Origin of the sequence: Rhizobium sp. J15 (assembly GCF_002531825.1) — a bacterium.
In the GTDB taxonomy this organism is placed as follows: domain Bacteria; phylum Pseudomonadota; class Alphaproteobacteria; order Rhizobiales; family Rhizobiaceae; genus Rhizobium.
In genome coordinates, this window is the sequence record NZ_NWSX01000043.1 from 1 (window position 1) to 21,958 (window position 21,958).

At 61.8% G+C, this 21,958-nt stretch carries 21 protein-coding genes; 4 read left to right on the forward strand and 17 right to left on the reverse strand.

From position 1 onward, the window contains the following. Positions 1-184: 184 nt before the first annotated feature. The 5 genes from CO670_RS26040 to CO670_RS26065 form a co-directional block, all read right to left on the reverse strand. Positions 185-1,186 carry an ABC transporter ATP-binding protein gene (locus CO670_RS26040; protein ID WP_097592891.1) on the reverse strand — a complete coding sequence of 334 codons (1,002 nt, stop codon included), beginning with the start codon at positions 1,184-1,186 and terminating at the stop codon, positions 185-187. Between the two features lie 10 nt (positions 1,187-1,196). After that, positions 1,197-2,258, reverse strand: a complete 1,062-nt coding sequence (locus CO670_RS26045) for a Gfo/Idh/MocA family oxidoreductase (protein WP_097592892.1) — start codon at positions 2,256-2,258, stop codon at positions 1,197-1,199. Further along, positions 2,255-3,094, reverse strand: coding sequence for a carbohydrate ABC transporter permease (locus CO670_RS26050; protein WP_097592893.1), 840 nt, complete (start codon positions 3,092-3,094; stop codon positions 2,255-2,257). The genes CO670_RS26045 and CO670_RS26050 overlap by 4 nt, the downstream gene beginning before the upstream one ends. A gap of 9 nt (positions 3,095-3,103) precedes the next feature. Next, entirely contained in the window at positions 3,104-4,051 is a 948-nt protein-coding gene (locus tag CO670_RS26055; RefSeq protein ID WP_097592894.1) for a sugar ABC transporter permease, read from the reverse strand. 210 nt (positions 4,052-4,261) lie between these two features. Continuing rightward, positions 4,262-5,521, reverse strand: coding sequence for an ABC transporter substrate-binding protein (locus CO670_RS26065; protein WP_097592896.1), 1,260 nt, complete (start codon positions 5,519-5,521; stop codon positions 4,262-4,264). Positions 5,522-6,047: 526 nt separating this feature from the next. Between CO670_RS26065 and CO670_RS26070 the strand changes: the two genes are divergently transcribed. Beyond that, the gene (locus CO670_RS26070; protein WP_097592897.1) at positions 6,048-6,932 is read left to right on the forward strand and encodes an N-acetylglucosamine kinase; all 885 of its coding nucleotides are present in this window, start codon (positions 6,048-6,050) and stop codon (positions 6,930-6,932) included. Then, the gene (locus tag CO670_RS26075; protein WP_097592898.1) at positions 6,929-7,693 is read left to right on the forward strand and encodes a GntR family transcriptional regulator; all 765 of its coding nucleotides are present in this window, start codon (positions 6,929-6,931) and stop codon (positions 7,691-7,693) included. The genes CO670_RS26070 and CO670_RS26075 overlap by 4 nt, the downstream gene beginning before the upstream one ends. 2 nt (positions 7,694-7,695) lie before the next feature. Here CO670_RS26075 and CO670_RS26080 read toward each other — a convergent pair whose 3' ends face one another. The 3 genes from CO670_RS26080 to metH form a co-directional block, all read right to left on the reverse strand. After that, entirely contained in the window at positions 7,696-8,097 is a 402-nt protein-coding gene (locus tag CO670_RS26080) for a type II toxin-antitoxin system VapC family toxin (RefSeq protein ID WP_097592899.1), read from the reverse strand. Further along, positions 8,094-8,327, reverse strand: a complete 234-nt coding sequence (locus tag CO670_RS26085) for a type II toxin-antitoxin system prevent-host-death family antitoxin (protein WP_085737838.1) — start codon at positions 8,325-8,327, stop codon at positions 8,094-8,096. The genes CO670_RS26080 and CO670_RS26085 overlap by 4 nt, the downstream gene beginning before the upstream one ends. Before the next feature lie 186 nt (positions 8,328-8,513). Further along, positions 8,514-12,287, reverse strand: coding sequence for a methionine synthase (gene metH / locus CO670_RS26090; RefSeq protein ID WP_097592900.1), 3,774 nt, complete (start codon positions 12,285-12,287; stop codon positions 8,514-8,516). Between the two features lie 204 nt (positions 12,288-12,491). Between metH and CO670_RS26095 the strand changes: the two genes are divergently transcribed. Further along, positions 12,492-13,751, forward strand: a complete 1,260-nt coding sequence (locus CO670_RS26095) for an AGE family epimerase/isomerase (protein WP_097592901.1) — start codon at positions 12,492-12,494, stop codon at positions 13,749-13,751. 36 nt (positions 13,752-13,787) lie between these two features. Here the strand turns inward: CO670_RS26095 and CO670_RS26100 are convergent, their stop codons facing one another. After that, on the reverse strand, positions 13,788-14,381 hold the full coding sequence (locus CO670_RS26100; RefSeq protein WP_097592902.1) for a DUF2799 domain-containing protein: 594 nt from the start codon (positions 14,379-14,381) through the stop codon (positions 13,788-13,790). Here CO670_RS26100 and CO670_RS32710 point away from each other — a divergent pair. Continuing rightward, positions 14,380-14,565: a hypothetical protein gene (locus CO670_RS32710; protein WP_141502399.1), complete on the forward strand. Its 186-nt coding sequence runs from the start codon at positions 14,380-14,382 to the stop codon at positions 14,563-14,565. The two genes, CO670_RS26100 and CO670_RS32710, sit on opposite strands and share 2 nt — an antisense overlap. On the opposite strand, the gene CO670_RS26105 is transcribed toward CO670_RS32710, so the two are convergent. The 8 genes from CO670_RS26105 to CO670_RS26140 all read right to left on the reverse strand — a co-directional run bounded on the left by CO670_RS26105 (position 14,559) and on the right by CO670_RS26140 (position 21,759). Then, entirely contained in the window at positions 14,559-15,182 is a 624-nt protein-coding gene (locus CO670_RS26105) for a DUF2799 domain-containing protein (RefSeq protein WP_097592903.1), read from the reverse strand. The two genes, CO670_RS32710 and CO670_RS26105, sit on opposite strands and share 7 nt — an antisense overlap. Before the next feature lie 124 nt (positions 15,183-15,306). Further along, entirely contained in the window at positions 15,307-15,801 is a 495-nt protein-coding gene (locus tag CO670_RS26110; protein WP_097592904.1) for a heme-degrading domain-containing protein, read from the reverse strand. A gap of 77 nt (positions 15,802-15,878) precedes the next feature. Then, the gene (locus CO670_RS26115; RefSeq protein WP_097592905.1) at positions 15,879-16,490 is read right to left on the reverse strand and encodes a flavin reductase family protein; all 612 of its coding nucleotides are present in this window, start codon (positions 16,488-16,490) and stop codon (positions 15,879-15,881) included. Positions 16,491-16,492: 2 nt separating this feature from the next. Next, positions 16,493-17,236, reverse strand: a complete 744-nt coding sequence (locus CO670_RS26120) for an aspartate/glutamate racemase family protein (protein ID WP_097592906.1) — start codon at positions 17,234-17,236, stop codon at positions 16,493-16,495. Between the two features lies 1 nt (position 17,237). Next, complete coding sequence (locus CO670_RS26125) at positions 17,238-18,059, reverse strand: ABC transporter permease (protein ID WP_097592907.1); 822 nt, start codon at positions 18,057-18,059, stop codon at positions 17,238-17,240. A 1-nt stretch (position 18,060) separates the two neighbouring features. Next, positions 18,061-18,972, reverse strand: coding sequence for an ABC transporter permease (locus tag CO670_RS26130; RefSeq protein WP_097592908.1), 912 nt, complete (start codon positions 18,970-18,972; stop codon positions 18,061-18,063). Positions 18,973-19,326: 354 nt separating this feature from the next. Further along, positions 19,327-20,625: a PotD/PotF family extracellular solute-binding protein gene (locus CO670_RS26135; RefSeq protein ID WP_097592909.1), complete on the reverse strand. Its 1,299-nt coding sequence runs from the start codon at positions 20,623-20,625 to the stop codon at positions 19,327-19,329. Positions 20,626-20,670: 45 nt separating this feature from the next. Further along, positions 20,671-21,759 (reverse strand): ABC transporter ATP-binding protein, encoded by a 1,089-nt coding sequence (locus tag CO670_RS26140; RefSeq protein WP_097592910.1) that lies wholly within the window; start codon positions 21,757-21,759, stop codon positions 20,671-20,673. Between the last annotated feature and the right edge of the window lie 199 nt (positions 21,760-21,958).

The window sequence follows — 21,958 nt, forward strand, 5'->3', positions numbered from 1 at the left end:
GTACTACGCCAATAGCGGGTAAAGGGAAGTTACAAGGTGCCGGCAGGCGGATGAGGGGGCCACGCGGCACAGCATTGATTGCTCTGCTCGCTCAGCACAACAATAACAAATGTTCCGGCGTGCAGCCCCCTCATCCGTCCTTTCGGGCCACCTTCTCCCCGCTGGGGAGAAGGGAAAGGACAGCTCAACGGATCGCTCGATCGTCCGCGTCGAAGCGATGCACGCGCGCCTGGTCCGGAGTCGCATAGACGATCTCGTCGGGCTCGTACTGGTGCTCACCGAAGAGGCGCGCCGTCAGCAGGCCGCACTGGTCGGATTCGAGATAGATGATCGTGTCGGCGCCGAGATGCTCGACATGCACAACTTTCGCCGCCCAACTCCCCTGCTCGCGCGACAGCGTCATGTGTTCGGGCCGCACGCCGATCGTCTTGGCGCTGTGGTCGCCGACCTTCTCGCCCGGGATGAAATTCATCTGCGGCGAGCCGATGAAGCCGGCGACGAAGACATTGGCCGGGCGGTTGTAAAGCTCCATCGGCGAGCCGATCTGCTCGATCGTGCCGGCATTCAGAACGACGATCTTGTCGGCGAGCGTCATCGCCTCGACCTGGTCATGGGTGACATAGATCATCGTCGCCTTCAGACTGCGGTGCAGCCGGGCGATTTCGAGACGGGTCTGGACGCGCAGCGCCGCATCGAGGTTCGACAGCGGTTCGTCGAACAGGAAGAGTTCCGGCTCGCGCACGATGGCGCGACCGATCGCGACGCGCTGGCGCTGACCGCCTGATAGTTCCGCCGGCCGCCGCGCCAGATAGGGCGCGAGCGACAGCATGCCGGAGGCCTTGCTGACACGGCTGTCGATCTCGTCCTTGGCCGTACCCGCCTGCTTCAGGCCGAGGCCCATATTGTCCTTGACCGTCAGGTGCGGATAGAGCGCATAGGACTGGAACACCATGGCGATGCCGCGCTTGGCCGGCGGCGTAAGCGTCTCGTCTCGGCCGTTGATGACGACGGCGCCCGAGGTGACGTCCTCGAGGCCGGCGATGCTGCGCAACAGCGTCGATTTCCCGCAGCCCGACGGGCCGACGAAGATGACGAATTCGCCGTCCTTGACTTCGAGGTCGATGCCCTTCAGCACCTCATGCGTGCCATAGGTCTTGCGGATGGATTTGAGTTGAAGCGATCCCACTATCTTTTCCTTACAATCTGACCGGCTGGCCGGTGCGCACGCTCTCGTCGGCGGCAAGGCAGATGCGCAGCGACGCCACCGCATCCGCCATATGGCGATCGAGGTTGAGATCCTCGCGGATCGCCCTCAGCATGAAGGCCTGTTCCAGGTCGCAGAGCGCCTGATGACCGGGCTCGCCCGTCATCCTCATATCCTGGTCGGGCCGGATGAACTTGCCGTCCGGGCCGGTTTCGGCCGTGTGCAGACGGATCACCGAGGTCTTGGTGTGGGTGTCGATATCGTCGGACTTGGCGTTCGGATCCATGACGATCGACACCGCGCCCTTGGGCGACATCACGTCCTTCACGAAGAAGGCGGTCTCAGAAATCATCGGTCCCCAACCGGCCTCGTACCAGCCGACCGAACCGTCCTCGAAGAGCACCTGCAGATGGCCGTAATTGTACATGCCGGCGGCGATCTCGTCGGAAAGGCGCAGCCCCATGCCGCGCACCTCGACGGCCCTGGCATCGGTGATCTGGCACATGACATCGACATAATGCACGCCGCAATCGACGATCGGCGAGGTCGTGCGCATCAGCGATTTGTGCGTCGCCCAGGTCGGGCCGCTGGACTGCTGGTTGAGGTTCATGCGGAAGACGTAAGGCGGGCCGAGTTTGCGCGCTTCCTCGATCAGCTTCGTCCAGGACGGATGATGGCGAAGGATATAGCCGATCACCAGCTTGCGCCCCGCCTTCTTCGCCGCGGCGACCACCCGCTCGGCATCGGCGACGGTGGTCGCCAGCGGTTTCTCGACGAAGACGTCGCAGCCGGCCTCGAAGGCGGCGACGGCATAATCGGCATGGCTGTCGGAATAGGTGTTGATCGAGCAGAGATCCGGCTTCAGCTCGGCGAGCGCCGTCCTGAAATCGGGATGAACCGTATAGGCCTGCAGCTCGGGCTCCAGCTTCGGCGTCGAGCGATTGACGAGACCGACGATCTCGAAGCCGGGATTGTTGTGATAGGCGAGCGCATGGCTGCGGCCCATATTGCCGAGGCCGGCAACGAGAACGCGGATCGGTTTTTCCTGGCTCACTTGACGGCTCCCGAGGTGATGCCGCGGATAAGCTGCCGCGAGAAGATGACGTAGAGGATCAGGATCGGCAGGATCGCCAGCGACAGCGCCGCCAGCACCGCATTCCAGTTGGTGACGAACTGGCCGATGAAGATCTGCGAGCCGAGCGTCACGGTCTTGGTGGCCTCGGCGGGCGCCAGGATGAGCGGGAACCAAAGATCATTCCAGATCGGGATCATGGTGAAGACGGCGACCGTCGCCATGGCCGGGCGCACCAGCGGCAGCACCAGGCGGAAGAAGATCGCATATTCGGAAAGCCCGTCGATCCGCCCGGCATTCTTCAGATCGTCGGAAACCGTGCGCATGAATTCCGACAGGATGAAGATCGCCAGCGGAATGCCCTGCGCGGTATAGACGAGGATCAGCGCCGTCAGCGTATTGACGAGGCCGGCCGCCACCATGCCCTGCAGGATCGCCACCGTGCCGAGGCGGATCGGGATCATGATGCCGATCGCCATATAGAGCCCGAGCAGTGCATTGCCGCGGAAGCGGTATTCCGACAGCGCGAAGGCGGCCATGGCGCCGAACAGCAGCACCAATACGATCGAGACGATGGTCACGACGAAGCTGTTCTGGAAATAGGTGGCGAAATCGCCCTGCCCCAGCACCGTCTGATAACCGACGAGACTGAAGGTCGACGGCGTCGGGATCATCAAAGGCGCGCGGAAGATCGAGGCGCGATCCTTGAACGAGTTGACGATGGTGAGGAACACCGGAAACAGCGCGACCAGCGTGTAGGCGGAGAGCGCCAGATGCACGAGGCCGGTGCGGATGGGAGATGTGCGTGCCTTGGACATGCGCGCTCCTCAGAACTGGTAGCGACGCATGCGCCGCTGGATGACGAAGAGATAAAGCGAGACGCCGGCGAGGATGATAAGGAACATCACTGTAGCGATCGTCGCGCCCATCGAACGGTCGCCAAGCTGCAGCTGGAAACCGAAGAAGGTGCGGTAGAGCAGCGTGCCGAGAATGTCGGTCGACATGTCGGGCCCGGCCAGCGCCCCCTGCACGGTGTAGATCAGGTCGAAGGCATTGAAATTGCCGACGAAGGTCAGGATCGAGATGATGCCGATCGCCGGCAGGATGAGCGGCAGCTTGATCTTCCAGAATTGGGCCCAGCCGGTGATGCCGTCGCATTCGGCCGCCTCGATCACCTCTTCGGGAATGCTCAGAAGCGCGGCATAGATCAGCATCATCGGAATGCCGATATATTGCCAGTTGGAGATCAGCGACACGGCGATCAGCGCCGATCCGGGCTTGCCGAGCCAGGGCGCGAACAGGAATTTCAACCCGATGAGATCGAGCATCCAGGGCGCCACCCCCCAGATCGGCGACAGGATCAGCTTCCAGATGAAGCCGACGATGACGAAGGAAAGCAGCGTCGGCAGGAATATCGCCGTGCGGTAGAAAGCCACCCCGCGCAGTTTCGGCACCGAAAGCAGGGCAGCAAGAGCAATGCCGATCGGGTTCTGCACGCACATATGGATGGCGAAGAAGATTAGGTTGTTGACGAGCGCATTCCAGAAATCATGCGCCCAGCGCGGATCGCCGAACAGCACCTTGAAATTCGAGAGCCCGACGAAGGCCGACTGCCCGTCGACCGTATTGTAGAGCGAAAGCCTGAGCGTTTCGATGAGCGGCAGCACCATGACGGCGGAATAGACGATCACCGCGGGCAGCATGAAGACGAAGATGTGCCAGCGCACCGGGCGCTTGATCGGGACGATATCGATCGCCTTGTCGGTTTCGCTCATGGCTTTTGCCTGTTCTTGTCGAATGGCCGCGAGGCGCAGCTGAGATGGAAGATATGCTCCCGCCCTAACCCTCTATCCGCCTGGAAGAGGGTACACGCCCTGATGACATTGGGCTCTGGGAGGTCGCTGCGAGTCTCCTTCTCCCCGCGAGCGGGGAGAAGGTGGCCGGCAGGCCGGATGAGGGGCTGCAAACGCCGCCCCTCCGCATCGTCACTTGGCCGGCTTGTACCAGCTGTCGAGGCCCTTCTGGAGCTTTTCGGCAGCAACCTTCGGCGTATCGGTGCCGTTGATCACGTTGGCCGACTCGACCCAGGTCTCGTTTTCGAGGTTCGGCGTGCCGCGCGACAGGATCTGATAGGTCGAGCGCACGGTCGACTTGTACGGGCCGCGCCAGGAAACGAATTCCTGAGCGAGCGGATCGGACATCTTGACCGGGTTGGAGTTCAGGCTGAAGAAGCCAGGCAGCGCGTTGGCATAGATATCGGCGAATTCGGGCGAAGCGACCCAGCTGAGGAATTTCTTGGCTTCCTCGGCATGCTTGCTCTTCGAATTCAGGGCAACGCCGATATCGGGATGGTCGGAGATGTAGCCCGTATCGCCGGCCTTCGGAACCGGCGGCGGGAAGGCGCCCATCTTGAACTGCGCCTGCGTGTTGAACAGCGCAATCTCCCAGGAACCGGCCGGATAGATCGCGGCGCGGCCGAGCGTGAAGAGGTTCTGGCTGTCCGAATAGGTCTGCGCTTCGAAACCGTCGCCGAGATAGGGCTTCCACTTGGCAAGCTCCTCATAGGGCTTGACCCATTCCGGATCGGTCAGCTTCTGCTTGCCCGCAATCAGGGCTTCGCGGCCCTCTTCACCCTTCCAGTAGTTCGGGCCGATGTTCTGGTAGCCCATGGTGGCGGCTTCCCAGAGGTCCTTCGTGCCCATGGCGAGCGGGATGTAGGTGCCGTCGGCCTTGATCTTGTCGAGCGCTGCGTAGAACTCGTCCTGGGTCTTCGGCACGGAGATGCCGAGCTTGTCGAAGGCATCCTTGTTGTAAATGAAGCCATGGATGACCGATGCCATCGGCACGCAGAAGGTCGACTTGCCGTCGTCGGTCGTCCAGGCGGCCTTGGCGACCGGTGAGAAGTTCTCCATACCCGGCAGGCTGGTGATGTCGACGAGCTGCTTCTTGTTGAAGAGTTCGAGCGAGGCGTCGAACGGACGGCAGGTGATGATGTCGCCTGCGGAGCCGGCATCGAGCTTGGCGTTCAGCGAGGCGTTGTATTCGGTCGGCGCGGTCGGCGAGAAGACGATCTTGATGCCCGGGTTCTTCGCTTCGAAGGCCGGAATGATCTTCTCCTGCCAGATCTGCAGGTCGTCGTTACGCCAGCTTTCGACCGTCAGCGTGACGTCGGCGGCATGGACGAGACCTGCCGATGTCAGCAGGCTGGAGGCAAGCAGCAGGCTTTTCAGAGCAGTGTTTTTCATTTCCCTCTCCTGTGTTTTAAGCGCCGCAAGGCGCCGTTTTCGATCTGAAACAAGCAGTTGGTGTGCCTGAGGAAACACCCAATGCCCCTTGGAGGGCCGCCAGCGACTGCCGGCCCCGAAAGCTCGTGGACGCCAAGGCGGTTCGCCTGCGGCCGACTGCGCCCCGTCCGGTGATCTGCACCGGGCACAGCAAATAGATGGGAAAGCCGATAGACGCCCGAACTTGCCATCGGCCTCACGGGGCCATGGGTCGTTCTTCTAGTCACCTTCGAAGCGGCTCCGGCTTGCCGTAGCTGCCGGTTTTCGTGGGCCTCGAAACGCTGTTCCCTTTTACCAAATTAATGCCAAAAAAATACCAATTGTCCAGCCGATTTTAACTTTTCGAGCCGAGAAAATTCATTAAAAAATTTTATTAAGCAAAATCAATATGATAAAAAGATGAATTTTCTCGATCTTTTCCGCTTGGTAAATGGTATTTTTTTGGTATTGTATAAAAAACCAAAGGGAACGGCGTATCGGAGGCCCGATGACAGAGCTTGCAATCGGCATAGATGGCGGCGGAACGAGCTGCCGGGCGGCGGTCGCGGATAGAAACGGCAATGTCATCGGCCGCGGCAAATCCGGCCCCGCCAACATCCTGTCCGATCTGGAAAACTCTCTTCTCAACATCGTCGAATCCGCCCGGCAGGCGCTCGGCGACGCCGGGCTCGACGCTGGAGACGTTTCCTCTGTCTCGGCCGTCGTCGGCGTCGCCGGCGCCAATGTCATGGATTACGGTGAGCGAATCGAAAGAGCCCTGCCCTTTGCCGAAGGCCGCGTCGTTACCGATGCGTTGATCTCCCTTCAGGGCGCGCTCGGCGATGGCGACGGCATCGTCGGCGCCTTCGGCACCGGCTCGGTCTATAATGCCCGGCGGGATGGCCGCCTGCGCGGCATCGGCGGCTGGGGCTTCGTCGTTGGGGACCAGGCAAGCGGCGCCCGCCTCGGCCGCGATCTCATGGAGCGGTCGCTGCTTGCCCATGACGGCGTGCGCCCGGTTTCACCCATCACCGAAAGAATCATGGCCGAATATGGCAACGACCCCGAGCGCATCGTCGAATTCGCCCATACGGCCCGGCCCAAGGATTTTGCCCGCTACGCGCCGATTGTTTTCGAACATGCGACAAGGGGCGATGTGGTCGCGGCCGGCATCGTCAGCGATGCAGCGACAGCGATCGGCGAAAGCCTCGAGGCGTTGCTCTGGCCCGAATGCCCGTCGATCTGCCTGCTCGGCGGCCTTGCCGAAGCCTATGAGCCCTGGCTTTCCGAACGCTACAGGTCGCGGCTTGCCAGACCCAAGAATGATGCCCAGCAGGGCGCGGTGGAGCTTGCGGTCAAGCTCCTCAACGACAGGCGGAGAGGTGCGGCATGACCGACGACCTCGCCACTCTCCTTTCCCTGCAGCGCCTGCAGGCCGCCGGCACAGGCCCGCTCTACGTCAAACTGCGCCGCACGCTCGAAGAGGCGGTGCGTACCGGCACGCTCGGCCACGGCGATGCGCTGCCGCCGGAACGCGATATCGCGGAATTTGCCGCCGTCAGCCGCGTCACCGTGCGCAAGGCAATCGATGAACTCGTCGCCGACGGCCTGCTCGTGCGCCGCCACGGCTCCGGCACCTTCGTCGCCAAGCCGGTCTCGAAAGTCGAGCAGCGCCTGTCACAGCTCACCTCCTTCACCGAGGACATGGCGCGCCGCGGCATGTCCTCCCGCTCCGAATGGCTGCACAAGGGCGTCCACACGCCCTCACCCGACGAGATGATGATTCTCGGCCTCGGCACCGACGTGAAGGTGTCGCGCCTTTCGCGCCTGCGCATTGCCGACGACCAGCCGCTGGCAATCGAGAATGCCAGCGTCTCCGGCGAATTCCTCCCCGACCCTTCCGCCGTTACCAATTCGCTCTACGCCGAACTCGAACGCCTGCACGTGCGGCCGGTGCGCGCCGTACAGCGCATTTCAGCGACGAACATGAAGGAAGCCGACGCCCAGCTACTCGGCGTCCCCGTCGGCGCCGCCGGCCTGTCGATCGAGCGCATCTCCTATCTCGGCTCCGGCCGCGCCGTGGAGTTCACCCGCTCGCTCTATCGCGGCGACGCCTATGATTTCGTCGCTGAGCTGACGATCGGGGTGACCTGAGCCTACCAAAAGCGGGCGATCCAAAGCTGGTTTCCGGCGAGTTCGTCGAAGATCGCATCGGCGGAAATGATCGGTATCCCGTTCTGCATGGCGGTCGCGGCAAGAAGCCGGTCGAACGGATCGCGATGCGCCCAATCCATCATGGCTGCAGCCAGACAGATTTCCGGTGTCAGGGTCGCGGCAATGCCACCCTGCTCCTGCAACAGTTCCGGCAGCCGGCCGATGAAAGGCTCCATCTCTGGCCATTTGCCGAGACGAACCTTCTGCCCGATTTCAAACAGAGATATCGGGCTGACGAGAATAGTCTCCGCTTTTTCGATCACAGCCACCGCCTTGGCCGAAAGCCGCTGGTCGCCGGTCAGCGACCATGCCCAGGCATGGGTGTCGAGCAGAAGCGAATTCACTCGATCCCTTCCCAGGCAGCAAGATCGCTTCCATCCATGGGCTCGAAAAAGTCCGGACCATTTCCAGCAACCTGTCCCTTGAGCAGGCCGATCTTGAAGGAAGATTGCGCAATCGGAATGATCTTCACGACAGGCTTATGCCCTTTGGCGATCACCACTTCCTCACCGGAAAGGGCGGCGTCGATCAACTTCGACAGATTGGTCTTCGCGGCATGAATGGTAACCTGCATCGCAGTCCTCATTAGCTAACTTAGCTAATCGTATCACCTCACCATGAATTCCGCTACCGAATTCGAAAATGCGGATAATTATTGAACCATAAATCATAAAGCCGGAAAGTGAATCACTTCCCGGCTTTTATTCATTGAATCAATTCCTGAGCGCGCCGCCTCAAGCGACTGCGAAGACTCGGCAAATCAAGCCGCATCCTCGATCTCTTCGTCCGCCTTGCGCGGCACATAGTTGAGCACCGGTCCGAGCCAGCGCTCGACTTCGGAAACCTCCATGCCCTTGCGCTTGGCATAGTCTTCCACCTGATCGCGCTCGACCTTGGCGACGCCGAAATAATAGGAGTCGGGGTGGCCGATATAGAGACCCGAGACGGACGAGCCGGGCCACATCGCGTAGCTCTCCGTCAGCTTCACGCCTGCGGTATGTTCCGCATCGAGCAGCTTGAAGAGCGTCTTCTTCTCGGTGTGGTCAGGCTGCGCGGGATAACCGGGCGCCGGACGGATGCCGGCATAGGCCTCGCCGATGAGATCCTCGTTGCTGAGGTGCTCGTCCCTCGCATAGCCCCAATATTCGCGCCGCACCTGCTCGTGCATACGCTCAGCGAAGGCTTCGGCGAAGCGGTCGGCCAGCGCCTTGACGAGGATCGAGGAATAATCGTCGTTGGCGCGTTCGAAGCGCTCGGCGATGGCGACTTCCTCGATGCCAGCCGTCACTACGAAGCCGCCGACATAATCCTGCACGCCGCTTGCCACAGGCGCGACGAAGTCGGAGAGCGCCACATTCGCCCGCCCGTCCCGCTTCGAAAGCTGCTGGCGCAAGGTGTAGAAGGTGGCAAGCTCCTGGCTGCGGCTCTCGTCGGTAAACAGACGGATATCGTCGCCGACCGCACCGGCCGGCCAGAAGCCGATGACGGCGCGCGGGCGGAACCACTTCTCGTCGATGATCTTCTTCAGCATCGCCTGGGCGTCGGCCCAGAGCGCGCGCGCTGCCTCGCCCTGCTTCTCGTCTTCGAGAATGGCCGGGAAACGGCCGCGCAGTTCCCAGGTCTGGAAGAACGGCGTCCAGTCGATGTACCGCGCAAGCTCGGCCAGATCGTAATCCTCGAACACCCGGGTGCCGAAGAATTGCGGCTTGGTCGGCTTGTAGGCAGACCAGTCGACCTTATGCGCATTCTCGCGGGCTCGCGGCAGCGGCAGACGCACCTTCTCGGCCTCGCTGCGGGCATGGGCGGCCGCCACCTTGGCATATTCGGCCCTGATCTCGTCGACATAGCCCTGCCGCGTCTCCGGCGAGAGCAGCGCCGAGACGACGCCGACGGCACGGCTCGCATCGGTGACGTAGATCGCCTGACCCTTGTTGTAGCCGGGATGGATCTTCACAGCCGTATGCACGCGGCTGGTCGTCGCCCCGCCGATCAAGAGCGGGATCTCGAAGCCCTGCCGCTCCATTTCGGCCGCGACATGCACCATCTCGTCGAGAGACGGCGTGATCAGGCCGGAAAGGCCGATGACATCGACCTTCTCGGCGATCGCCGTTTCCAGAATCTTCGTCGCCGGCACCATGACGCCGAGATCGACGATCTCGTAATTGTTGCAGGCGAGCACGACGCCGACGATGTTCTTGCCGATATCGTGCACGTCGCCCTTGACCGTCGCCATCAGGATCTTGCCCGCCGACTGCCGGTCATCGCCGCCGGTGAGGCGCTTCTCCTCCTCCATATAGGGGAGAAGGACGGCAACGGCCTGCTTCATGACGCGGGCGGATTTGACGACCTGCGGCAGGAACATCTTGCCCGAGCCGAAGAGATCGCCGACGACATTCATGCCGGCCATCAGCGGCCCTTCGATGACGTGCAGCGGCCGTGCGGCCTGCTGGCGCGCCTCCTCGGTATCGGCTTCGATATATTCGGTAATGCCGTTGACCAGCGCATGTTCGAGACGCTTCTCGACGCTCCATTCGCGCCAGGAGAGGTCCTGAACGCGGCCTTCCCTTGCACCGGCGCCACGGAAGCGCTCGGCCACTTCGAGCAGCCGCTCCGTGCTGTCGGGACGGCGGTTCAGCACCACGTCCTCGCAGGCCTCGCGCAGCTCGGGGTCGATGTTGTCGTAGACGGCAAGCTGGCCGGCATTGACGATGCCCATGTCCATGCCCGCCTGAATGGCGTGGTAGAGGAACACGGCATGCATCGCCTCGCGCACCGGCTCGTTGCCGCGGAAGGAGAAGGAGAGGTTCGAGACGCCGCCTGATATATGGACGAGCGGCATGCGCTCACGGATCGTCCGCGTCGCCTCGATGAAATCGACGCCGTAATTATTGTGCTCTTCGATGCCGGTCGCGACCGCGAAGATGTTCGGGTCGAAAATGATGTCCTCGGGCGGGAAGCCGATCTTTTCCGTCAGCAGCTTGTAGGCGCGCGTGCAGATCTCGACCTTGCGGTCGTAATTGTCGGCCTGCCCCGTCTCGTCGAAGGCCATGACGACGACGGCCGCACCATAATTGCGCAAGAGCCGCGCCTGGGCGAGGAAATTCTCCTCCCCTTCCTTCAGCGAGATCGAATTGACGATCGGCTTGCCCTGCACCCGCTTCAGGCCGGATTCGATGATCGAGAATTTCGAACTATCGATCATCACGGGCACGCGGGCGATATCCGGCTCGGCGGCGATGAGGTTGAGGAACTCGACCATCGCCTTTTCGGAATCGATCAGGCCTTCGTCCATGTTGATGTCGATCACCTGCGCGCCGTTCTCGACCTGGTCGCGCGCCACATCGAGTGCTGCCGTGTAATCGGCATTGGTGATCAGCTTGCGGAACTTCGCCGAACCGGTGACGTTGGTGCGCTCGCCGACATTGACGAAGGGAATGTCCTTGGTGAGCTCGAAGGGTTCGAGGCCCGACAACGACATGAAGGGACGATGCTCGGGGATCGGACGCGGCTTGTATTTCGCCACCGTCTCGGCAATCGCCCGGATATGTTCGGGCGTCGAGCCGCAGCAGCCGCCGACGATGTTGACCAGGCCTTCGCGGGCGAAGCTGTCGATCTGCGCCGCCATCAGTTCCGGCGTTTCGTCATACTGGCCGAACTCGTTTGGCAGGCCGGCATTCGGATAGGCGCAGATGAAGGTATCAGCAACGCCCGAAAGCTCCTGCAGATGCGGGCGCATCGCATTGGCGCCGAGCGCGCAGTTGAGGCCGATCGTGAAGGGATTGGCATGGCGCACCGAGTTCCAGAAAGCGGTCGGCGTTTGGCCGGACAGCGTGCGGCCGGAAAGGTCGGTAATCGTGCCCGAGATCATCACCGGCAGGCGCACGCCCTTGGCTTCGAAGCGCTCCTCGCAGGCGAAGATCGCAGCCTTGGCGTTCAGCGTATCGAAGATCGTCTCGATGAGGATGATGTCGGCGCCGCCGTCGATCAGACCGTCGATCTGCTCGCCATAGGCGGCGCGCAGGTCGTCGAAGGTGACGGCGCGGAAGCCGGGATTGTTGACATCGGGCGAGATCGAGGCGGTGCGGTTGGTCGGGCCGATGGCGCCGGCGACGAAGCGGCGGCGGCCATCCTCGCGCTCTGCGCGGATCGCCGCGCGGCGCACGATCTCGGCACCTTCCTTGTTCAGCGCATAGACCTCGCCTTCCATCTGGTAATCGGCCTGCGCGATGCGGGTCGAGGAGAAGGTGTTGGTCTCTAGAATATCGGCGCCGGCCTTGGCGTATTTGTAATGGATCTCTTCGATCGCATCCGGCTGGGTCAGGATCAGAAGGTCGTTATTGCCCTTCTGATGGCAGGCGCAGCCGATGAACCGCGTGCCGCGGAACTGGTCTTCGTCATAGCCGAGCCCCTGGATCTGGGTGCCCATCGCACCGTCGAGAACAAGGATGCGTTCGCTCGCAGCCTTCTTCAGCGCTGCAAAGACTTCACTGCCGTCACGCTTGCCCCCTTCGGGACCAAAGAGATTGTCAAACACGGGAGGGCTCCTTGACGTCGTAAGACCAGACAGTCCAAATCACATAAAGATATCTTTATGTCAATATATGCCTGTCGATTTCATAGTTTGTAAGCCGGCAGCGCCGCCCGTCCTTTCAGACGCCGGACGCTGCAGGGATGACAGACTCGAATGGCCTCTATATAGGCAATTCAACAGCATTGCGCAGGAAATCGGAGGAGCATCATGGCACTGGCAACCGGCACCGCCGCACTCGGAAACTGGACGAGCCGCGCCTATCATCGCGGCTGGCTGCTCAACCAGGCAAACGGCCTCTTCGATTTCTTCCAGCACAATTCGATCAATCCCAAGGGCGGCTTCTACGATCTCGACGATACCGGCAGGCCGCTCGATGCCGAGGGCCAGGTTCGCGGCATCCACATCGCGGCGCGCGCGGTGCATTGTTTCTCGATCGGCGCCCTGCTCGGCCGCCCCGGCGCCTCCGACGTCGTCGACCACGGCATGGACTATATCTGGAACCATCATCGCGACCGCAAGAATGGCGGCTATTTCTGGTCGCTCGACAATAATGGTCCCGTCGATTCCAACAAGCAGGGTTATGGCCATGCTTTCGTGTTGCTCGCCGCCTCATCCGCCAAGACGATCGGCCATCCGCTTGCAGAGGGCATGCTCGCCGACATCACCGAGATCCTGAACACGAAATTCTGGGAACCGCGCCATGGCGCGATCGCCGAGGAATTCACCGCCGACTGGCAGCCGCTCGACGGCGGCGCCTATCGCGGCCAGAATTCCAACATGCACCTGACCGAAGCGCTGATGGCCGCTTTCGAAGCCACCGGCGACAGGGACTACCTGACCAAGGCCGAAAGCATCGCCGATCTCGTCATCCGCCGGCAGGCCGGCTCGGTCGACTGGCGCGTCGCCGAACATTTCGACGCCGACTGGAACCTCGACAAGCAATACTACCATCCGAACGAAATGTTCCGCCCGGCCGGCACGACGCCCGGCCACTGGCTGGAATGGGCCCGCCTCATCCTGCAGCTCTGGGCGCTCGGCGGCAAACGCGTCGAATGGATGCCGGACGCGGCCAAGGCCCTCTTCGAGCAATCCATGGCGCTCGGCTGGGACAGCGGCAAGGGCGGCTTCTTCTACACGCTCGATTGGGACGACAAGCCCGCCAAGCGCAACAAACTCTGGTGGCCGGCCTGCGAAGGTGCTGCCGCCGCACACTTCCTCAACGAGCACCTGCCGAGCGACTACCACGAGGAATGCTACCGCAAGATCTGGAACGTCATCGAGCGCGCGTTCATCGACCACAAGAACGGCGGCTGGCATGAGGAACTGACGGAGGATCTCGTTCCCGCCCACTCGCTCTTCCCCGGCAAGGGCGATATCTATCACGCCCTGCAGGCCTGCCTGATCCCGCTCTTCCCGGCCACGGGCAGCCTGACGAAAGGCATCCTCGAAGCCAGCGGCAGGCTCTGAGGCGAAAGCCTCAGCAGCCTCGCGCTGGTATTGCGTTCAAAGTTCGCTCTGGAATCTGAACACAGCCGCTTTTACGAGGTAAAGTTCACTTTCGACATCACGTTGCTTGGCACGGATATCAGCAAGCTCCCGTTCAACGTCATAGATTTCAGAGCGTATATCGTACTTTTTCGCATCAGGCGCGGCGGTTAGTTTTCCCGACAGATCCTCGAGTTCTTCCTCTTTATCCTCGGCCTCGTCGGTCAGCCGCTTAAGGTCAGTTTGGAGCGAATGCTGTCGTGAACCAAGGTCGTGCCCCTTCAGAAAACTAGGTTCCGTTTCAGGCGGACAAACACCGACATAGCGGTATCCTAGTTGTCCCCACCAAAGCCCTTGCTCCGGCGTGCAATAGCGGAGAAGACCAGCCTTGTAACCCTTTTTCCAAACAGTGAGATCGGGCACGACCTTCACCCTCTTGCAAGACTTAATATGCTGTTCGAACCGCGCTTCTGGCGAATGACCACCGAATCCGTCGCTGAAGCCAATTCCCTTCCAATCACCAGCAAGGCATTCTTTTTTTGAAAGCGTATTGCAGGAGGCGAGGAAAAGACTGATGCCAACGGCGGCGAGAACAAAGAATATACGCAACATGATCGATCCATTTTTGGAACAAAACAAGAACAAACTATCAGTTGCGCATCCTTTCGTCTACCGGCTGGCGGCGATGTCGAATTTTTATTTTGTCGCGAAAGGACAACCTCTTCGGATCACAGCTGGACAGCTGGCCGAAAGATATTGCCAAAATCAACCGGACCTTCAAAAAGCGGCTCAATAACCCGGCGCGGGCAATGCGACATTCGGGTTCCGCTGGAACCACTCGACATCCTCGTTGACGCGGTCGAGCTCGTCCTGCACGTCGCGCTGGTCGCGGCGGATGTCGTGCATGTCGTCTTCCAGGTCCTCGATCCGCCGGCGCAGGTCGGATCTCTCCTCGTCCTTGGCGTCTCTCAGCTTGTCGGAAAGCTCGTCGATGCTTGCCTCCTTGAAGCTGTAGTCGTTCTGCATCGAGGTGAGGCGTTGCTGCAGCCCGTGCTGCTTGGCTCCGAGGTTGAAGCCGCGCAGGAAGCCCGGCGCTGTTTCCGGCGGGCAGACATTGGCGTAGCCGCTGCCCGCCTGGCCGCGCGCCAGCCCGCTGAGCGGCGTGCAGTAGCGCACGAGGCCCGCCTGATATCCCTGGAACCAGATCGTCTGGTCGGGCACGATCTTGACCCGCTCGCAGGACTTCGCATGCGCCGCAAAACGCTGCTGCGGCTCGTGGCCGGCGGCCCCGTCGCTCTCGCCGATCACCCGCCAGTCGGCGGCGACGCATTCTTCCTTGGAGAGCGTGTTGCAGGAGGCAAGGAAAAGACCGAAACCGATGGTGGCGGCGAGCGCGGAAAAGAGGCGGATCATGGCGTCCCGGAAAGGTTAAGGAGGGCGATGCCGCACCTTAACCACCGAACAAAGCCGCGTCACCGGAGCAGCGGCGCGATTTTGCGCTTTTCATGGCTTTTTTCTGTCAAAATTGAGGCGAGCCTCAGAGCGGGGCGAGCCGCAGCGTGTCCAGATCCTTCGCCAGCATCAGCGCCAGGGCCTCGACCACCAGATTGTGGTCGTCGCGCTGCGGCAGGCCGGAAACGGTGACCGCGCCGATGCAGCCGGTGCCTCTGACATTGATCGGGAAACTGCCGCCGTGCGGCGCATAGTCGTCGCCGGAAAGCCCGTTGTCTTCGACCGTTTTGCCGTCCTTCTTCAGCTTCAAACCGGATGCATAGCTGCTGCGGAAATAGCGCAGCACCATATTGCGCTTGCGGCGAACCCAGTTGACGTTATCGGGCGTCACACCCGGAAGCGCCGCGTAGAAGACCGGCATCGAATGCAAGGTCACGTCGATCGCGATGCCGAGGCCGCGGTCGCTGCCGAGTTCCTGCAGGAGTTTGCCGAGCTGCCATGCCGTCGTCAGGTCGAAAGCGTCGAAGCTCAGCGCCTCCTCCTGCTCCGCGATCCGGCTGAGATCGTTCTCGATTGTCATGGCTAAGCCCTCCTGCCGCATTGAACCGCCGCAGACCATTCTCGCGGAAGGCGGAAAAGTAAAGCAGAAACTTGATGTCAGAGCTTCGGCGTCAGCATCTCGAAACGGTCGCGTGTTGTGGCGCAGCTATCGCCGCCGAGCCGCGCAATGGCGTCGACTGCGGCCGGATCGACATGCAGCCTTTCCGGGTCGACGACGCCGTCCTGATAATGCGCATAGACGATCTCGCCCATGATGATCTGCCGCGAACGGCCGAGCTCCAGCGTCACATGCCGCTTGCATTCGAAGGCCGCCGGCGCCTCGGCGATGAAGGGCGAGGCCACCTTCTCGCCCGGCACCGCCGTCAAGCCCGCCTCCTTCAGCTCGTCGACGCCGCGCGGATATTTGGCGCCGCAGACATGCATGGCCTCGGCGATTGCGAAGGAGACGATGTTGACCGTGAAGACCTCGGTCATGCGGATGTTGTGGCCGGTGTCCTTGAACGACATGTCGGGATGGTTCTCGACCCCGATCGCCAGGATAGGCGGATCGGCCGAGAGGCAGTTGAAGAAGCTGAAGGGCGCCGCGTTGATCCGGCCGTGTTCGTCGACCGTCGTCACCAGCGCGATCGGCCGCGGAATGATCGTGCCGATCATCAGCTTGTAGCGCTCGCGCTCGCTAAGCTCCTTAAAGTCGAAGGAGATCGGCATGCTCAACCGTCCGAACGGATCGGCGAAAAGGCGCTCATCGCGCCGGTGAAAGGCTTCGGCAGCGGCGAGGCATAGGAGCCGCGCTTGCTGGTGGAAAGCCCGAGCGACACCAGCGCCTCGGCTTGCTTGACGGCAGCCGCAACGCCGTCGACAATAGGCACGCCGTAGATAGCCTGCAATTCCCGTGCGAGATCCGTCATGCCCGCGCAGCCGAGCACGATTGCCTCGGCGCCGTCTTCTTCAAGCGCCCGCTCGATCTCTGCCCTGAGCTTGCCGATCGCGCCCGATGCCGCATCTTCCAGCTCCAGCACCGGAATATCGGAGGCGCGCACCTTGGCGCGCTCGCCCATGCCGTAGCGCCGCACCAGATTGTCGATCAGCACCCGCGACCGCTCCAGCGTCGTCACCACGGTGAAGCGCTGCGCCAGGAAGCCCGCCGTCGCCACTGCGGATTCGCAAAGCCCGAGGATCGGCACATCGGCGAAGCTTCGCGCCGCTTCAAGCCCGGTATCGTCGAAGCAGGCGATGACGGCAGCGTCATAGCCCTCCCCCTGCCGCGCCTTAAGCTCTGAAAGCAGGCCGGGGATGGCGAGCGCCCCATCATAATGGCCCTCGATGGAGACAGGCCCCATCTGCGAAGTGGCGGCGATGATTTCCGTGCCGGGCGCGGCCACCGCACGCGCGGCGGTCGCCGCCTTCTCGGTCATGGAGACGGTGGTATTCGGATTGACGATGAGGATGCGCATGTCAGCTGATCTTTGCCTGCCGCCGGCTGAGCATGGTCATGATGCCGAGCGCGACGAGAATGATGGTGAAGGAAAACAGTGTCGTGACCGTGCCGAGCGCATAGAGCACCGGCGTCGTGACGTTGGTCGTCATGCCGTAGATTTCGAGCGGCAGCGTATTGTAAGTGCCCGACGTCATCAACGTACGGGCGAATTCGTCATAGGAGAGCGTGAAGCCGAACAGGCCGACGCCGATCAGGCTCGGCGCGATCATCGGCAGCACGACATGGCGGAATGTCTGCCAGGAGCTGGCGCCGAGGTCGCGCGCCGCCTCTTCATAGGCCGGCGAGAAGCGGTTGAAGACGGCAAACATGATCAGCACGCCGAAGGGCAGCGTCCAGGTGAGATGCGCGCCGAAGGCCGAGGAATACCAGGCGGGCCTCAGCCCGCCCTCCTGGAAGACGACGCCGATACCGAGGGAGACGATGATCGACGGCACGACGAGGCTCGCGACCGTCGCATAGAACAGCACCGTCGAACCGCGGAAGCGGCGGCGGAAGGCAAGACCGGCAAGCAGCGACACGACGACGGTGACGATCATCACCATCAGGCCGAGCGAAAAGGAGCGCCGGAAGGAGGCGCCGAAATCGCCGACCGCCTGCTTCTCGAACAGGTTGAAGAACCAGTGCGTGGAAACGCCGTTCATCGGGAAGGTCAGGCCGCCGTCCGGCCCCTGGAAGGAGAGGATCAGGATGGCCGAGAGCGGCCCGTAGAGGAACAGCACGAAGACGGCGAAGAAGATCGCCAGAACATAGAATTCCAGGCCGCGTTTTTCGTGGTTCATCTCAAAGCTCCTTGCGGATGTCGACGACGCGCAGGATCGCCGCGACCATCAGCAGCACGACGGCCAGCAGCACCACCGCATTGGCGGCCGCCGCCGGATATTGTAGCAGCGACATCTGGTTCTTCATCATCAGCGCCACCGAGGCGCTCTGGCCGCCGGACATCACCTGCACCGTCGAGAAATCGGCCATGACCAGGGTGACGACGAAGATCGTGCCGATCGCCATGCCGGGTTTGGCGAGCGGAATGACGACGTTCCACAGCACCTGCCAGCCGGAGGCGCCGGCATCGCGCGCCGCCTCGAACAGCGACCGGTCGATGCGCATCAGCGTGTTGAAGATCGGCGTCACCATGAACAGCGTGTAGAGATGGACCATGGCGAGCACGACGGCGAAATCGGAATAGAGCAGCCATTCGATCGGCTGCGGGATGACGCCCATCTCGATCAGCGTCGAGTTGACGAGGCCGTTGCGCCCGAGCACCGGGATCCATGAGATCATGCGGATGATGTTCGACGTCATGAACGGCACGGTGCAGACGAGGAAGAGGATCATCTGCGTCGAGGTCTTGCGGATGTGGAAGGCCAGGAAATAGGCGACCCAGAAACCGATGACGAGCGTCAGGCCCCAGACGATAGCCGTGAATTTCAGCGTGTTGAGATAGGTCTTCCACGTCACCCACGAACCGAGCGTATCGGTGTAATTCATCGTCAGGAAATCGGGATAGAGACCGGCGAAATCATAATCCCAGAAGCTGACGACCGCGATCATGGCGATCGGCAGCAGGAAGAAGAAGCCAAGAATGGCAATCAGCGGCGTCGCCTGGAGATAGGAGATGGCTGAGGGGGAGAGGCGGAAGGCGCGGCGGCCTGCACTTTGCTTGCCGTCTTCCGTTGCCGTTGCGATGGTTGCCATAATCCGCTTCTCCGTTGTGATTACGTCAGGTGGGACGAAGGTGCCTGCCGCCCCCTCATCCGCCTGCCGGCACCTTCTCCCCGCCGGGGAGAAGAGAATCGAGGCGGCGTCTCTGCCACCACAACTCCCCTGTCGTATGCGGCCATGCCGCAAACTCCCACTTCTCCCCAGCGGGGGTCCGAAGGACGGGCGAGACCCGTGGCTCGCCCCGGTTGATGCCCGAAGGGCAGATGAGGGGGCGGAGCGAAGCGACGTCTTGAGCGATAGCGAAAGACAGCTCGCTCCGCCCTCACCGGACTCCCTCCCCCTTGTGGGGAGGGTTGGGGAGGGGAAAGCGGCAAACGCCGACCTGCATCAGGCCGCGATGAACTCGTTCCAGCGGCGGACCATGTAGCGGTCTTCGTCCATCACCGAGTTCCAGCAGGCGACGGCGCCCATGCGGGCTTCGAAGGAGCCGCCGTCGCGCACTGCGCCGGCCTTCTCCATCACCTTGCCTTCCGGCGACAGAATATCGCCGACAGCCGGCTTGCCTTCGATCCAGTAGCCCCATTCGTCTGCCGTCATGAAGTTCTTCGCCGTCTCCATGCAGGCGGAATAGTAGCCCTGGCGGTTGAGGTAGCCGCCGACCCAGCCCGACGTGTACCAGTTGATATATTCATAGGCCGCGTCGAGCTGCGCGCCCTTGAGGTGCGAGGCAAGGCCGAGGCCGCCGCCCCAGGCGCGGTAGCCTTCCTTGAGCGGCTGATATTTGCAGGCGATGCCCTTGGAGCGGACGGCGGCCACAGCCGGCGACCACATGGACTGGATGACCACTTCGCCCGAGGCCATCAGGTTGACCGACTCGTCGAAGCTCTTCCAGAAGGCGCGGAACTGGCCGTCGCCCTTGGCCTTGATCAGGAATTCGATCGTCTTGTCGATCTCTTCCTTGGTCATGTTGCCCTTGTCGGCATATTTGATGTTGCCCATGGCTTCCATGATCATCGCCGCATCCATGATGCCGATCGACGGGATGTTGAGGATCGAGGTCTTGCCCTTGAACTTCGGGTCCATGATATCGGCCCAGCTGGTGATATCACGGCCGACGAGATCGGGGCGGATGCCGAGCGTATCGGCATTGTAGATGGTCGGGACCATCGTCATCCACTGCGTCGGCTCCTTGGCGAATTTCTTGGCGTCCTGCGCTTCGACGAAGCCGACGGTGTGCGGCGCCGTGCCTTGGGCGATGACGCTGTCCGGCTTCATCTTGCCGTCGATGAACAGCGGCACGATCTTGTCGTAATATTTGAGCTTCTTGACGTCCATCGGCTGCAACACGCCCGTCGGGAAGACCTTCTTGGCGATCCAGTATTCGATGTCGGCGATATCGTAGCTGTCGGGCTGGGTGACGGCGCGCTGGGCGGCGGCGTCGGAATCGGTCGCCGTCATTTCCAGCGTGATGCCGAGATCTGCCTTGCACTTCTCGGCGATGGCGTTGATGTTGGAAACGCCGGTGCCGAACTGGCGAAGCGTGATGTTCGTCTGCGCCCAGATTGTGGGAAAGCCGGTGATCGCGCCGGAGCCGGCGATGGCGCCGACGGCGGCGGCACCCGTCTTCAAGAGTGCACGGCGGGACAGCCCCTTCTCCGTCTTGGTCGATGTGGTTTCAGTCGTCATGTCAGTTCCCCTTTTTTGATGTGGAAGGTCTTGGTTCTTGATTGGTCATGCGGAAGCGCGGCCGAGCAGCACGGCATCCTCGAGCGCCCAGCTGAGCGAAACGGCATCGCCGACCGAAACCGGCCGGGCGAAATAGTCGCCATCGTCGGATATGACGGTGAAGTCGTCGCTGCCGGCGCCGAAAACGGTGATCTTCACCGAGGAGCCGCGATATTCGACATTGGAGACGATGCCGTTGAAGCCGAGCGTCCATTCGGTCGCCACCTGCAGGCGCACGCGGTCGGTGCGGATACCGATATCGACCGGCTCGCCGACCGCCCTGCCCTCGCCGCGCACCGAAAAGCTCTGCCCCTCCGGCACGGTCATGACGATCGTGCCGTTCTCGCTTGAGGTCACCCGGCCGCTGAGCACGTTGTGATCGCCCATAAAGCGGGCGACGAATGCGGTCGCCGGCCGCTCGAACACTTCGCGGGGCGCGGCCGCCTGCTCGATGCGGCCGTCATTCATGATCACCATGACATCGGCGAGCGCCATCGCCTCTTCCTGGCTGTGGGTGACGTGGACGAAGGTGATGCCGAGCGATTTCTGCAGCTTCTTCAGTTCGGCGCGCATGCGGATCTTCAGGAACGGATCAAGCGCCGACAGCGGTTCGTCGAGCAGCAGCGCTTCGGGATCGGTGATCAAAGCGCGCGCAAGCGCCACGCGCTGCTGCTGACCGCCGGAAAGCTGGGCCGGGCGGCGGCCGGCATAGCCGTCCATCTGCATCAGCTTCAGCATGTCGAGCGCCTTGGCGCGGCGCTCGGCCTTGTCGACGCCCTTCATCTTCAGGCTGAAGGCGACATTGTCGACCAGATCGAGATGCGGGAACAGCGCGTAGGACTGGAACATCATCGCCGTGCCGCGCTTGGCCGGCGGAAAATCGGTGACCACAGTATTGCCGAGGCGAATATCGCCCGACGAAATGCTCTCGTGACCGGCGATCATGCGCAGCGTCGAAGTCTTGCCGCAGCCCGAAGGACCAAGGAAGCAGCAATAGGAACCGGCCGGAATCTTCAGGCTGATCCCGTGAACCGCCGTCGTCGCCCCGTAGACCTTCGAAACGGATACTATATCGATCTCTGCCGCTTTCGACATCATGCCTTCCCCTGTTTGGAGGAGAGGATGCATCTGCCGTGCCAAGTTCCGCCGCCGCACATCAAGTCATTATAAATAAATGATTTTCTCTGTCTAAAGCCCTTAAGTGCAAAATACAGGCATGACATCGTCTGCACATGATTTAGGCTATCGTCCTCAATTCGTGCAAAAGATCGTATACAATTTCATCGCTGTTTCG

Coding starts and splice junctions, on each gene's coding strand:
- CO670_RS26050 (WP_097592893.1), bottom strand. CDS start 3,094: ATGTCCAAGGCACGCACATCTCCCATCCGCACCGGCCTCGTGCATCTG.
- CO670_RS26055 (WP_097592894.1), bottom strand. CDS start 4,051: ATGAGCGAAACCGACAAGGCGATCGATATCGTCCCGATCAAGCGCCCG.
- CO670_RS26065 (WP_097592896.1), bottom strand. CDS start 5,521: ATGAAAAACACTGCTCTGAAAAGCCTGCTGCTTGCCTCCAGCCTGCTG.
- CO670_RS26070 (WP_097592897.1), top strand. CDS start 6,048: ATGACAGAGCTTGCAATCGGCATAGATGGCGGCGGAACGAGCTGCCGG.
- CO670_RS26075 (WP_097592898.1), top strand. CDS start 6,929: ATGACCGACGACCTCGCCACTCTCCTTTCCCTGCAGCGCCTGCAGGCC.
- CO670_RS26085 (WP_085737838.1), bottom strand. CDS start 8,327: ATGCAGGTTACCATTCATGCCGCGAAGACCAATCTGTCGAAGTTGATC.
- CO670_RS26095 (WP_097592901.1), top strand. CDS start 12,492: ATGGCACTGGCAACCGGCACCGCCGCACTCGGAAACTGGACGAGCCGC.
- CO670_RS32710 (WP_141502399.1), top strand. CDS start 14,380: ATGATCGATCCATTTTTGGAACAAAACAAGAACAAACTATCAGTTGCG.
- CO670_RS26100 (WP_097592902.1), bottom strand. CDS start 14,381: ATGTTGCGTATATTCTTTGTTCTCGCCGCCGTTGGCATCAGTCTTTTC.
- CO670_RS26105 (WP_097592903.1), bottom strand. CDS start 15,182: ATGATCCGCCTCTTTTCCGCGCTCGCCGCCACCATCGGTTTCGGTCTT.
- CO670_RS26110 (WP_097592904.1), bottom strand. CDS start 15,801: ATGACAATCGAGAACGATCTCAGCCGGATCGCGGAGCAGGAGGAGGCG.
- CO670_RS26115 (WP_097592905.1), bottom strand. CDS start 16,490: ATGCCGATCTCCTTCGACTTTAAGGAGCTTAGCGAGCGCGAGCGCTAC.
- CO670_RS26120 (WP_097592906.1), bottom strand. CDS start 17,236: ATGCGCATCCTCATCGTCAATCCGAATACCACCGTCTCCATGACCGAG.
- CO670_RS26125 (WP_097592907.1), bottom strand. CDS start 18,059: ATGAACCACGAAAAACGCGGCCTGGAATTCTATGTTCTGGCGATCTTC.
- CO670_RS26130 (WP_097592908.1), bottom strand. CDS start 18,972: ATGGCAACCATCGCAACGGCAACGGAAGACGGCAAGCAAAGTGCAGGC.
- CO670_RS26135 (WP_097592909.1), bottom strand. CDS start 20,625: ATGACGACTGAAACCACATCGACCAAGACGGAGAAGGGGCTGTCCCGC.
- CO670_RS26140 (WP_097592910.1), bottom strand. CDS start 21,759: ATGTCGAAAGCGGCAGAGATCGATATAGTATCCGTTTCGAAGGTCTAC.